At 46.8% G+C, this 13159-nt stretch carries 13 protein-coding genes; 8 read left to right on the forward strand and 5 right to left on the reverse strand.

Annotated elements, in window-relative coordinates; genetic code table 11:
• Positions 1 to 11 precede the first annotated feature (11 nt).
• Entirely contained in the window at positions 12 to 2051 is a 2040-nt protein-coding gene (locus D3795_RS09275; RefSeq protein ID WP_156268168.1) for a tetratricopeptide repeat-containing diguanylate cyclase, read from the reverse strand.
• A gap of 247 nt (positions 2052 to 2298) precedes the next feature.
• On the opposite strand from D3795_RS09275, the gene D3795_RS09280 reads away from it, so the two are divergent.
• Positions 2299 to 4440: a S9 family peptidase gene (locus D3795_RS09280; RefSeq protein WP_156268170.1), complete on the forward strand. Its 2142-nt coding sequence runs from the start codon at positions 2299 to 2301 to the stop codon at positions 4438 to 4440.
• A 94-nt stretch (positions 4441 to 4534) separates the two neighbouring features.
• On the opposite strand, the gene D3795_RS09285 is transcribed toward D3795_RS09280, so the two are convergent.
• Positions 4535 to 5254 carry a YebC/PmpR family DNA-binding transcriptional regulator gene (locus D3795_RS09285; protein WP_156268172.1) on the reverse strand — a complete coding sequence of 240 codons (720 nt, stop codon included), beginning with the start codon at positions 5252 to 5254 and terminating at the stop codon, positions 4535 to 4537.
• A gap of 208 nt (positions 5255 to 5462) precedes the next feature.
• Here D3795_RS09285 and D3795_RS09290 point away from each other — a divergent pair, with 208 nt between their 5' ends.
• The 4 genes from D3795_RS09290 to D3795_RS09305 all read left to right on the forward strand — a co-directional run bounded on the left by D3795_RS09290 (position 5463) and on the right by D3795_RS09305 (position 8776).
• On the forward strand, positions 5463 to 6464 hold the full coding sequence (locus D3795_RS09290) for a sensor histidine kinase (RefSeq protein ID WP_156268174.1): 1002 nt from the start codon (positions 5463 to 5465) through the stop codon (positions 6462 to 6464).
• Positions 6457 to 6855, forward strand: coding sequence for a response regulator transcription factor (locus tag D3795_RS09295; protein ID WP_156268176.1), 399 nt, complete (start codon positions 6457 to 6459; stop codon positions 6853 to 6855). The genes D3795_RS09290 and D3795_RS09295 overlap by 8 nt, the downstream gene beginning before the upstream one ends.
• An 80-nt stretch (positions 6856 to 6935) precedes the next feature.
• A complete protein-coding gene (locus D3795_RS09300; RefSeq protein ID WP_156268178.1) occupies positions 6936 to 7802 on the forward strand; it encodes an MBL fold metallo-hydrolase in 867 nt (288 codons plus the stop codon).
• Between the two features lie 32 nt (positions 7803 to 7834).
• The gene (locus D3795_RS09305) at positions 7835 to 8776 is read left to right on the forward strand and encodes a YeiH family protein (RefSeq protein WP_310942418.1); all 942 of its coding nucleotides are present in this window, start codon (positions 7835 to 7837) and stop codon (positions 8774 to 8776) included.
• On the opposite strand, the gene D3795_RS09310 is transcribed toward D3795_RS09305, so the two are convergent.
• Complete coding sequence (locus tag D3795_RS09310) at positions 8757 to 9506, reverse strand: sulfite exporter TauE/SafE family protein (protein WP_173021016.1); 750 nt, start codon at positions 9504 to 9506, stop codon at positions 8757 to 8759. The two genes, D3795_RS09305 and D3795_RS09310, sit on opposite strands and share 20 nt — an antisense overlap.
• Positions 9507 to 9654: 148 nt before the next feature.
• Here D3795_RS09310 and D3795_RS09315 point away from each other — a divergent pair, with 148 nt between their 5' ends.
• The 3 genes from D3795_RS09315 (at position 9655) to D3795_RS09325 (ending at position 11646) form a co-directional block, all read left to right on the forward strand.
• Positions 9655 to 10287 carry a peroxiredoxin gene (locus D3795_RS09315; protein ID WP_156268180.1) on the forward strand — a complete coding sequence of 211 codons (633 nt, stop codon included), beginning with the start codon at positions 9655 to 9657 and terminating at the stop codon, positions 10285 to 10287.
• Positions 10288 to 10301: 14 nt separating this feature from the next.
• Positions 10302 to 10904, forward strand: coding sequence for a 4'-phosphopantetheinyl transferase family protein (locus D3795_RS09320; RefSeq protein WP_156268182.1), 603 nt, complete (start codon positions 10302 to 10304; stop codon positions 10902 to 10904).
• Between the two features lie 61 nt (positions 10905 to 10965).
• The gene (locus D3795_RS09325; protein ID WP_156268184.1) at positions 10966 to 11646 is read left to right on the forward strand and encodes a dUTP diphosphatase; all 681 of its coding nucleotides are present in this window, start codon (positions 10966 to 10968) and stop codon (positions 11644 to 11646) included.
• Here D3795_RS09325 and D3795_RS09330 read toward each other — a convergent pair.
• Both D3795_RS09330 and D3795_RS09335 read right to left on the reverse strand, forming a co-directional pair.
• Positions 11643 to 12560 (reverse strand): META domain-containing protein, encoded by a 918-nt coding sequence (locus D3795_RS09330; protein ID WP_156268186.1) that lies wholly within the window; start codon positions 12558 to 12560, stop codon positions 11643 to 11645. The genes D3795_RS09325 and D3795_RS09330 overlap by 4 nt on opposite strands.
• Positions 12561 to 12631: 71 nt before the next feature.
• A complete protein-coding gene (locus D3795_RS09335) occupies positions 12632 to 13084 on the reverse strand; it encodes a hypothetical protein (RefSeq protein WP_156268188.1) in 453 nt (150 codons plus the stop codon).
• Between the last annotated feature and the right edge of the window lie 75 nt (positions 13085 to 13159).

Below are 13159 nucleotides of genomic sequence, written 5' to 3' on the forward strand. Positions count from 1 at the left end.
TCGGGGTTTTTTTATGAGTCATTCTTAGGTTGTTCAGGGCCGTGAAGAATTTCGACACTAATTGCATCTTGCTCAATGGCACCTGGTAAATCAGTTTCGAGAAGCGTCTGTACTTCGGCGAACGGTTTATTCAGTGCCATCACACCCCAAGCTTGATTTCGACCGTGAACTTTACCTGCATAAAGAACCATGTCAGCCAACTGAAGCGTTTCTTCCCAGTCCATTTGATTTTCGTGCAAGTCCGCAAATGGATAACTAATAAAGCCGGCCGTTGCCGTAATCCAAATTTCACGATCACCAGATTGAATTGGTGTCGACCCAATGACGTCGAGCATTCGTTTTGCCATCACTGGAAGTTTGCTTTGCTCGGTATTGGTTAGATAAATCAGGAACTCTTCACCGCCCCAACGTACGACCAAGTCAGACTCACGCGATACTTGCAGAAGACGTTTTGAAACCTCAACAAGCACATCGTCGCCAGCAGCATGACCTAAATTATCGTTTATACGTTTAAAATGGTCGACGTCCAGCAATAACATGGCATCGTGACCAACTTCATGCGGTGTTCTTAACTTCTCTTGCAAAGCGCGACGATTTAAAAGGCCAGTAAGCGGGTCGCGAACCGATTGCTCAGCAAGTCGGCTATTCGCTACTTTTAATTCGCGATTACTGCGACGTGCAGCACGATAAAGCAATATAACTGAAATCACTGCGAAGATTGCGACCACTATAAACAGCGTGAGAATGGTGCGTTTTTGACTCTCGTTTTCAATCAGTTGCTGGTTCAGCTCATTCTTTTGCGACAGCAGCTCAATTTGCAATGCTTTGTCTTTGCTATCGTATAAGTTTTGCAGTTCGGCAATGCTTTTTTGCTGATCGCCTTTGTAGGCCTCTTCTCTTAACTCTCGTTGTTCAAGTAAAACTTCGATGGCTTCATCGTGCATGCCAACGTGCACGAGCGCTTCAGCATACTCACCTAACAGTCCTTCAAACTCAGCTGGTGACCATGAATCACGAGCGTTATCGACTATCTCTCGCATGGCCGCGAGGCCCTGTTCCACATCACCAAGAAACACATCGACATAACCTAAATTGAATTGAATGACATCGGGGTTATATTGCTGTGGGTTTAATTTGGCAACGGCATAAGCATCTTGTAGTACTTTCCGAGCATCTTCATAACGGCCAATCCGAATGTCGACGTCACCCATATTGTTGAGTACGGTGAGGTACTGGTTGACACTATCTGGGTCATCTTTGAGTTGATCGCGTAAACGCTTGTAAATGCTTAACGCAACATCGAAGTTTTTTCGATCACTTTCAATATAGGCGCGTTCAAGGGCAATACTCGCACCGAACTCCGTCATGAGGTTATTCTCTTCCGCAATGCGTGTTGCATCGTCGAGTTGCTCGAGGGCGAGGTCGTAATTTTTTTGCTGACCATACAGGTTAGCGATTTGCAGCTTGGTTGATAGTAATCGAATAAGCGTTCGAGAATCGTCTGTTTCGGCAACTGCATCGGCGGCATAAATGAGGTGCTCAAGTGCGCGATCAAATTGGCTACGTTGTTGATAGAGATAGGCAGCAAAGTTATTCACAAAATACTTAACGCGTGGAATTTGAGCTTTTTCGAGCGGAATTAAAGCGTCATTAATATTCGCCATGGCCTCAGAAATTTTGCCCTGCATTGCTATAATCAATAGCGCAGTCGCTTCAACTTCGGCGCGTGCATCAGGTAAGCCACTTCGCTCAGCAATGCGACGAACTTCCTCAATTTGTTCTGCGGCCTGTTTTTGATTACCAAGATACGCATGATCGAGTGCGATATAACTAAGTGTACGTACACGCGTCATTACCGGCGTTTCATCGGTCAGGTCGTTACGAATTTCGGTTAATTGTTCAAGAGAGGTTTCTATATTGGCAGCATTAAGCACCGCATCAAGCCGGTCTTCAATAGCCTGGTCAACAGCTGGCACCGATGTTTCTTGCGCTGAAACACTGGTAAGCAGCAAACCAAACAGTAGTGCTATCAGAAAGAAAAATCGAGGCATTCGCCCTCCCAGAACGCGTTAACTTTGCCTAAAACATCGTCAGTTTGACACAGCTGGTCGGACGTGTATTCCTAATTGCGGCGAATGGCACGCTATGAACGTTTGTAAGATGGCATGTTAATCTTATGTGTAATAAGCTCGATGATACCTCATTTTTTGAGCAAGTGTAACAACTTGTAACACTGATTTGTTGCGCAATTTCAAATGCGCCGTATAGTTAAATTTCCATCAAAATCGGAATAACAACATGGCTTTAAAAAATCGTTTATATACAAGTAGTTTAGTTCTTTCGACGCTGTGGCTCGTGGCCTGTAGTCCGGCATCTCAGAATACAGCTACTACTGATGCGACATCGCAGCCACCCATTGCCGAACAACGGCCATATGTTGTGGAATCACCGCAAGGAAATAGGCAAGATCCTTATTATTGGTTGCGTGATGATAGTCGTTCTGACGCCGATGTATTGGCTTATTTAGAAGCTGAGAATGCTTACTATGACGCCTATCGGGCCGATTACGCGGAGCTGACCGAAACGCTCGAAAGCGAAATTATTGGTCGCATCAAACAAGATGACACCTCGGTGCCATATCAAAAGGGCGATTACTTATATTCAGTAAAGTACGAAGCCGGAAAAGAATATCCAATTTATGTACGTGCTGATAAAGAGGGTAATGAGCAGGTCATGCTTGACGTGAATAAACTTGCTGAAGGGCAAAGTTATATGAGCGTCGGTAACCTTGAGGTAAGCCCGAATCAGCAATTGATGGCATATATGGTCGATAACACCGGGCGCCGTCAGTATGAGTTGCGTATTCGTGATTTAACGACGGGCGAAGATAACGCTCAGACTTTAACTGGCTTATCTGCATCGATTGCTTGGGCGAAGGATAATCAAACGCTGTTTGTGATTGAGAATGATCCGCAGACGTTGCTTTCTACTCGTGTGATGAAATATCGCGTTGGCGAAGCTGCAGATACTGCTGAGCTGGTTTACGAAGAAAAAGACAATACGTTCTACATGTGGGTGAACAACACCACTGACGGTGAGTACATTCAGATTAACTTGGATCAAACGGTTTCAACAGAAGTACATGTCCTCGATGCGGATGAACCTGACGGTCAATTCCAAGTGCTGGCGCCGCGTGAGCGAGATTTTCAGTATAGTGCTGATCACCTCGATGGCCGGTGGATTATCCGCACCGATTTAAATGCGCCAAACTTCCAAATGATGCAAGTTGCTCATGAAAATATTGGCGATAAATCAAAATGGCAGCCTCTAGTCGAACATCGTGATGACGTATTTATTCAAGACTTCGCTGTGTTTAGTAATTACCTCGCCATGAATGAGCGCAGTGATGGCTTGCGCCGTATTCGCATCGTTCCGTGGAATGCTCCTGAAGAAGCGAAGTTTATTGCCTCTGACGAAGAGGCCTACGTCACCGTGTTTGAGCGTAACGTGCAACAAGATACCGACACATTGCGGTATACCTACAGCTCACTGACAACCCCGTCGACGGTATATGCTTACAATATGGCGACCGGCGAGCAAGAGCTATTAAAGCAAAACGAAGTACCGAACTTCGATGCAAGTCTTTATGAAACCGCACGCACTTGGGCAACCGCAGAAGATGGCACGAAAATTCCGGTATCGCTGTTGTACAAAAAAGGCTTCAAGCAAGATGGTACGGCACCGTTGTACCAGTACGCGTACGGCTCTTATGGCAGTAGCTCAGATCCATATTTCCGCTCGACTATTTTCAGTCTTGTAGATCGCGGCTTTGTTTACGCCATTGCGCATATTCGTGGTGGACAAGAGATGGGGCGCCAATGGTATGAAGACGGCAAACTGCTGAAGAAAATTAATACCTTTACTGACTTCATTGACGTCACCAAGCACCTTGTTGCCGAGAAATATGCTCACCCTGACAAAGTATTCGGTATGGGTGGTAGCGCCGGTGGCCTATTGATGGGCGCTGTGGCGAACATGGCACCGGAACACTATCGCGGCTTAATGGCTCATGTGCCGTTTGTTGATGTGGTAACCACCATGTTAGACGAGAGCATTCCGCTCACGACCAATGAGTTTGACGAGTGGGGTAATCCGAAGAACCAGCCATATTATGATTACATGTTGTCGTATTCACCGTATGACCAAGTGAAGAAGCAGGATTATCCGGCAATTTTGGTTACCACCGGATTACACGACTCGCAAGTTCAATACTTTGAACCGGCGAAGTGGGTTGCTAAATTGCGCACCCATAAAACCGATGCGAACCCGCTGATGTTCAAAACCAATATGAGCGCAGGGCATGGTGGTAGTAGTGGTCGGTTTGCCCGAATGAAGGAAATTGCAGAAGAATATGCCTTCATCCTCAACCTACTGCAATAACGAAAAGCGTTATTGGTTGTTCGTTATTAGTTATTCGTGACCCGGCGTTTTACGCTGGGTCTTTTTTACGAACAACGATTAACGATTAACGAAGTTACCACTGGGCGTTGTGGTAGACGTTTTGCACATCGTCACAATCATTCAGCATATCTAGCAACTTCTCCATCTGCGCAATATCTTCTTCGCTTGTCAGGTCAGTCATCATTTGCGGCAGATGCTGTACTTCATCAACTTCAAATTCAATGCCCGCAAAGGCTTCTTGCAGAGCAACTTTCGCTTTGTGCGATTCAGTGTGCGGTGTGAATACGGTGATAAAGCCTTCGTCTGTTTCAATGTCGGTTACATCAACATCGGCCATCATGAGGGCTTCAAGTGCCGCGTCTTCATCGTCGCCAGCGAAGCGCAAAATAGCGCAATGATCAAACATGTGCGAAACACTACCCGGTGCACCGAGTTTGCACTTGGTTTTGGTGAAGCAGTTGCGTACTTCGCCAATGGTACGGTTCGGGTTATCGGTAAGGGCATCAACCATAACCATACAATTGCCTGGGCCAAAACCTTCATACATGGCTGGTGAATAATCTTCGCCAGCACCGCCCTTGGCTTTATCAATCGCTTTTTCGATAACGTGCGCAGGAACTTGGTCTTTTTTGGCGTTATCGATGAGGCTGCGCAACTGCAAGTTCGCATCGGGGTCAACTCCGCCTTGCTTAGCCACTACATAAATTTGACGACCGTACTTGCTGTAAACTTTACTTTTTGCAGCGGCGGTTTTGGCTATCGAATCTTTTCGGTTTTGATACGCGCGACCCATAAATTGCTCTCAATCATGTTTGGTTATAAATGAAGTTGGCAATTTTATACCCAGTTACAGGTGATAATCCAGCTTAAACCAGAAAGTACGACCTGGTTCGTTGACCTGTGTGGTTTGTTCAAACCCCGCAACTGGCATTCTTGTCAAACTGATTCATACTTAAACAGTAATTCGGTAGGAGCTAAAACAATTGACCATACGGGATATTTTGACGGCATTCATATTACTGTTGATCACGGCGCTCGCTAACAGCTTTATTTGGCTGAATGGCGCGGCAACGAACCCCTATGCCGTGTTAATTCTGGTTCCGATGGCGGCTGCTATGTTGCTCTTGCCATTTCGTTTAGCCTGGTTGGTCATTGTTGTGGGGGTCGCAGGGCAGCTGATGCAACTGCAAGCACCACTACCCACTCATCATCAGATGGATACCCACTATAGGGCAATGGTTTACGGTCAAATTTTTGCTGGATTGCTGCTTGGGGTGACCTTACACATCTTGCGCGTGCGCATTGTGCGCGAGCAACAAGCCTTACGAGCCTTGCATCAGCGCCAACATCGCGACGAACAATTGGTAACTATTGGTACCGCTGCGGCGCAATTTAGTCATGAGGTTGCTACACCCATTCAAACCATTCAATTCATGCTTGAAGATGTGCGGCAGCGCTATCCAAATGACGAGGATTTACAACGCGCAGAGCAGCAAATTAAGCGCATTCATAACCTGCTATTAGATTGGCGGCAAGTGGCCGAAGATGTGCGCACTCACCGCGTACTCGAACTACAAGTCAACGAACTCGTTCAGCAAGTACGCGATGCGTTGCTGATTGCCCGCCCCGATATTCGTGTGCATTGGCATGACGATGAACAGCCCGGCTGTGTCATTCACGCCGACCGAACATTAATTCCAGCTATTTTAAGTTTGTTGCACAACGCTGCCGATGCAGCGCCGCTCGATTCGAAAATTGACGTTAAAACGCAAGTTGTTGAGAGCACTTGGCAAATGATCATTCGAAACGAAGGTGAACCACTTGATGCTCCTCGTAAGCGTGGATTAGGTCGGGAATTATTGCCAAGTAGTCGCGGTGTTGGTGCTGGCGCGATGCTGAGCTATGCAACTTTTGAGCGGTTCGGCGGCACGGTAAGTTGGCATGCCGAAGCTGGACATACCTTGACTGAAATTTGTATGCCGGTGGAGGCGAGGCATGGCTGACACCGTACTCATTATTGATGATGACATTAATCTACTTCAGGCGCTGAGTAGCCGATTAGAGCGCGCTGGCTATCAAGTGGTGACAGCGGCAACCAAAGCTGAGCTTGATATGCAGCCCTGTGCGCAAGTCGATCATATTCTTTTAGATTTAAAGTTCGGTGAAACGAACGGCCTAGAGCTAATTAAGCCACTTAAAACACGGTTTAGACCGAAGAATCTAGTGATTTTGACTGGTTATGCCAGCATAGCGACATCCGTTGCGGCAATTAAGGCGGGTGCCACTGATTATCTCGCTAAGCCCATTCAAACGCAGATATTACTGCAAGCACTGGGTATGCACCGTCGCTCGTTGCAACGTAAATTAAGTAAGCATTCACCGATTAAGCAATAATCAAATCAGACGGGTTTAATCCGCGTAAAAAGTAGTTTAGTATTTACTGAATTAATCAATTTTTTTGATGAGGTTAAGTCATGTCAGCAGTACAAGTGAAAGCATTTTTGGACGATGACAGTGAAACGTTTAGCTATGTGGTTTACCGTGAAGATGAGCGAAAAGCCGTCGTCATCGATCCGGTCTTAGATTTTGATTACAAGTCAGGTCGCACGAGTACTCGTGGTGCCCAGCGTTTGGTGGATTTCGTCAAAGCCGAAAAACTGCAAGTGGAATGGGTATTGGAAACCCATGCTCACGCCGATCACTTGTCTGCAGCCCCATTTGTGAAAGAACAGGTTGGGGGGCATATTGGTATTGGTGAACACATTAAAGAGGTGCAGAAAATCTTTAAAGATGTGTTTAACCTCGAAAAAGAATTCCTACCCAATGGTCATCAGTTTGATCACCTTTTCAAAGACGGCGAAACCTTTCACGTTGGGTCAATGACCTTCCGTGTGATGCATACGCCAGGTCATACGCCAGCTGATCTGTGTTACATCGTTGATGAAGAGAAAGTTTTCGTCGGTGACACGTTGTTTATGCCTGATGTTGGTACGGCGCGTTGTGATTTCCCTGGCGGTAGCGCAAGCACGCTGTATCAATCGATTCAGAAAATTTTGGCGCTACCTGAAACAACGGAAATTTATATCTGCCATGATTATCCGACAGAAGGGCGCGAGCACGAATTTAAGACAACCGTGGCGCAACAACGCCAGCACAGCAAGCACGTTCACGATGGTGTGACCGAAGCGGAGTTTGTGAAGATGCGAGAAGAGCGCGACGCGACCTTAGCAATGCCGCGGCTGATTTTACCCTCAATTCAGGTTAATATTCGGGCGGGACATATGCCGCCAGCAGACGCCGACGGCAAAGTGTATTTAAAATTGCCGATTGACCAACTCTAAGCAAGCGTCAATCTCCACCGCAAAGGTGAGCTGTGACTCATATTAAACCGGCATTGTTTTGGCTTGTCGGCCTTCTAACGTTGACGCCTTGGGTCAGTGCGCCGATTGCCTTAATTTTCGGCGCGCTGATGGCCCACTTCAATGCCATTCCGCAACATGTTCAACCCAGTATCTTGGTGAAAAAGCTACTCGCAATTGCGATTGTGGCATTGGGCTTTGGCGTGCATCTTAATGTGGCTTGGCAGGTGACCAGTGATTATTTTGCACTGATGGTCACGAGTATTGTGGTGACCTTATTACTCGCGTTAGGTCTCGGTCGACTATTTAAAATGGACACCACGACGAGCCACCTGCTGGGCTCAGGCACGGCCATTTGTGGTGGTAGTGCGATTGCGGCAGTCGCTCCCGCTATTCATGCCAGAAACGATCAAATGGCACTGGCGCTGGCTAGTGTATTTACCCTCAATGCTGTTGCCTTGTTAGTTTTCCCGCTCATTGGAACCGCTCTGCGGCTTGATGAACAAACCTTTGGTGTGTGGGCGGCCATTGCTATTCACGATACCAGCTCAGTTGTTGGGGCGGCACAAGCCTATGGTGACGAAGCACTACAAGTTGCGACAACCTTAAAGCTCGCTCGTGCATTATGGATCATTCCGCTAGCGCTTATTTCGGCGCTTGTCTATCAGCGCATGACGAAAACTGAAGGTCAGCGCAAAATTAGCGTTCCGTGGTTCATTCCAGGCTACATTGCTGCCATGCTATTTGCGTCATTGCTTCCGCAGCTTGATACCTTTTACACGGCTACCTTTGGCATAGGTAAACAGCTACTCGTTTTCTGTTTGTATTTAGTTGGGGCGAGCATTACCGTCGAACGGCTCAAAGTAGCAGGATGGCGTCCGCTGCTATTGGCCTTTGTGTTATGGTTAGTGATTGCCACGCTTTCGTTAGCGTGGCTTACAGTACTGACTGGCTGAGTACAAAAATAGCCATCAAAATCAGGAATACGGCGAATGCTTTTTGTAATTTCTGTCGCGGTAAACGTGCGCCAATCCAAGCGCCGGCGTAACTTCCGACAATGCCAGCAACGGAGATGATGGCAATAATGGTCCAATCAAATTCATAGCCTTGCGCACTTAAGGCGGAGTAGTATTTGGCAAAACCAACAAAGGATTTCAGCGCAATAATCATCAAGCTGGTACCAATGGCGAGAATCATTGGTACGCCACCCAATAGCACCAGCGCTGGAACAATCAAAAAGCCGCCGCCAACACCAACGAACCCAGTGATTGCACCCACCACAAGGCCATCAATAATAACGCGGACAACTTTGACATCTTTTGGCGTATCGGTATTACTGCGACCGCACCACATCATTACCGAGGCAATCGCCATCAGCACAACGAATACTAAAAGCTGAATTCGGCTATCAACAGACGCACCGCCCCACGCACCAGCGTAGGCACCAACCATGCCTGGTATGCCGAATAACCAGACGTGTGGCCACGAAACGATTTTCTTGCGCGCACTGAGTAAGCCGCTAAATAGGCTAATGAATGCAACAATCAGTAAAGAAGAAGCAATGGCGAGATTGGCAGGCATGTTGACCAAATAGAGCAACACAGGCACAGTCAGAATGGAGCCGCCCGAGCCGAAAATACCCAAGCTCAAGCCAATCAAAATTGCGCCAATTATCGCTTGAATCATGCCTGATGCTCCTTATTCATTGTAATCGGGTTAAACGATTACGGATATCGGTGGTCAATACTTGCAGGGACTCATCTTAACAACTATTTTAGGTAAACACGAAATAAAGATGTTCAGTCAATCTTTAACTTAATAAGAGGATGTAGCAATGGGTTTACGTATTGGCGATATCGCACCTAACTTTAAAATTGAAACCACTAAAGGTGAAATTGATTTTCATGAGTGGTCAAAAGGCTCTTGGGTATTCTTTTTCAGTCACCCAGCGGATTACACCCCAGTGTGTACCACTGAAATGGGTCGTACTTCACAATTAGCTGGTGAGTTCGAGAAACGTGGCGTGAAGCCTTTGGGCCTTTCTACAGATACAGTTGAAGAGCACTTAGGTTGGATCAACGATGTGAATGAAACGCAAAACACCAACCTGCAATTTCCAATTGTCGCCGACAAAGACAAGAAGGTAGCAGCGTTGTATGAAATGATTCACCCAGGCGAAAGCGAGACTGCTGCGGTGCGTTCAGTGTTCATCATTGACCCGAACCACAAGATTCGCTTAACCATGACTTATCCAATGAGCGTTGGTCGTAACTTCACCGAAATCTTGCGGGTTATTGACGCACTGCAAACCGGCGACCAGTTCGGTGTTGCTTGCCCAGCCGATTGGCAAGTGGGTGGCGATGTGATCATCCCACCAAGCGTGTCGATGGAAGATGCGGAGAAAAAATTCCCGCAAGGTTTTAAAACTGTGAAGCCTTATTTGCGTTACACTAGCGTAAACAAATAACCTTCAACCGATGAATGATTGCGACTGCTTACTCAACAGATTTTGATACGTTATTACCCGCGCTTGAGGCATGGGTAACTGACGCTGAGCGAGAAGCGTCGCAAGCTTACCGACAAGAGTCACGCCAACAGCAATTTCTTGCTGGGCGTGGCTTATTACGTTGGCTTGTCTGCAGTACTTGGCATTGTGCTGCTGGCGCTGTGTCGATAACCCGTCAAGAAAATGGTGCGCCGTTACTATCCGTCGGCGGACTGAATTGGCAATGCTCAATTAGTCATACCAAAGGCGCTGTATTAGTCGCTGCAAGCCCTGAATACGTGGTTGGCGTAGACGTCGAGCGTATTAAACCGCGTAAGCGTTTGGCTGAACTTGTCGCCAATTACCAAGATGGTTTTTTTGCTGACTTATCTGCTGAACATTGGCAACAGTTTTTTGAACGTTGGACGCTTGCTGAGGCGGTGACAAAGGCCGAGCAGGGGCTTCTTTTACAAACGCTCAAACGACCAGTTGCGAACTATCAAACTGATGCAACACATGAGCATCACAATGACTTTATGCTGTGCTGTTACACGCCTAAATTTAACGAATCAGTCACTTTTCAACGCTTTCCCACTTAAGCCTTCAATGGTAATCTTGCTTTCATAATTTTTGACATTAATTGCCACTAACGAGAGCGCCATGACCCCAGAACAAGCAAAGCAATTGGTTGAAATGCAAATTGCATTTAACCAAGTCATCGATCCGTCTTATCCGGAAAATCCACAAGTAAAACGCGACGACGTGAAAGCAATTTTGGTCGAACTTGGCGAGTATTTTGAGCATACAGCTTACAAATGGTGGAAGAAGCAATCAGCCGATTGGGCGCAAGCCAATATGGAGCTTATCGATATTTTGCATTTCGCGATATCTGATGCGGTCGAAAATGCTTGTGCGCGTGGTTTGAATCATGAACAAGCGGCAGAAGAAGTCGCTGCGCTGGTTCTCCAGGGTGCTACCGGCGGGGCAACTATTGACGATGGAAAAGAAATCATCGTTGCGCTTGCGAACGATGGTGATGCGAACAAGGCGCTACAATGCGGAACCTCATTTTTCGCGACTTTATTTGCGGCGCTGATTGACGCTTATGGTGACGCGAACACCGTTTACCTAACTTATATTGGTAAAAATGCCCTGAATAATTTGCGTCAACAACGCGGTTATAAGCAGGGCACTTACATTAAAATGTGGCAAGGCCGTGAAGATAATGAAGTGATGATGGAGCTGTTAGAGGCGCATGAAGAAGCAATTATCAACGCTCCTCAACCGTTACAGCAAGCGCAGCAATTACTGCTGAGTCACTACGACGAGCAAGTCGCTTAAGGCGCCTTGATAAAGCGCAGCAACGTTTCGCCGTTGTTGCGCAATTGCAACGTGTTCCCATTATCACCCACTTCGAAACGGGTCACTTGCTCAAGAGCTTCAAATAGCTTTTGCTCGGCTGACATTTGTTCTGGCGAACACATCATTTTAGTGGCGGCTAACGGGTTAAAGCTGAGCCCCTCACCAGTTAATTGATAGTTACCTTGATAACGGTTGCAACCACTGTAACCAAATACTGAATTGTCACTCATAAACTGAATGGTCGGCGGCTTCTCAAGCGCACTCGCGTGTAATTGCCATGATGCGCCTGAAATGAGTCGCCGCGGTTCTCCCGCGCAGCCTCCCAAAGTTGTTTCACCACGGATTAACTGAGCGGTGTACGGATGCGGCATACCGGACATGGAATCGCGACAGATATTATCGGAAATTTCCAGTAATTCGTCTGAACGCAACTCAATTTTCCAGACATTTTGGGTTGTATCATCGCGTCGAGAAATTGCTATTTTGGGATAATCACGATCACCGGAAGGTTGGCGGAGTGATGCGCTATGGTCGTTGACATGTACTAGCCAAAATGGCTCATTGCCACGCGCACTAAATTGTTGCGGAAGTTGTGCTTTGTCGATGCATAGCGGATACGGTTGCCCAGCGATAGTTAACTGTGCTTGTGCGCCTTTGTTCCAAAACTCCAGCTCCTGCTTTTGATTAACGTAAAGCGCCCCGGATGCGCTCGTTTTTGCGCCGAGCGCAACTTGCTGGTCTCCGAACCGAAGTTCAACTTGTTGTTCGGAGTAGTTTGCTTCTACATCAAGCGCACCGCAACCGTACACAACAGTCGTCGACTGCGGTGCGCTATCACAACCGGTTAAAACAATAATGCTACCAAGCGCTGATAAAACATGGATCAAACGCATCTTAGAATCCTTCACTTAATTGACGCCCAGGTTACCTCTTGTGACCGTATTTCAAGTGAATGATTCCATTTTTAATAATCATCATTATCGTCTTTTTTGTCTTTGTTCTTCCGCTTATCATTTTCTTTCATGCGATCTTTCATCGCTTTAGCACGATCTTTTTCTGATTTCTCCATTTGCTTGTAGGCTTCGCGCTCTTCCTTGTGCATTTCGCGCATCATTTCCATTTCTTCTTTGTGCATGTCGCGCAGCGCTTTCTCTTCTTCCTTATGAATTTCGCGTAAGCGCTTGCTGTCTTCTTTCATCATTTCAGCTTGCGCCTTACGATCATGCTTCATCATCTCCATGTCTGCCTTGCGTTGTTCACGCATGGCTTCCATTTCTGCTAATCGCGCTTCGCGGTGTTGCTCATCCATCATTTTGGTTTGCTCGCGCGCCTGCTCAGAAGCTTGGCTTTGCTGTGCCATAACTGATGAAGAAAGTATTGCCATTACAATAAAAACTGAAAGTTTAACGTAGTTCATGATCAATTCTCCGTAATTTCAGGCCATCCAAATTGCTTCGTGAGTATAGTTCAACTTTTACATAACAAATTGGAG

Source organism: Pseudidiomarina andamanensis (assembly GCF_009734345.1).
GTDB lineage: Bacteria > Pseudomonadota > Gammaproteobacteria > Enterobacterales > Alteromonadaceae > Pseudidiomarina > Pseudidiomarina andamanensis.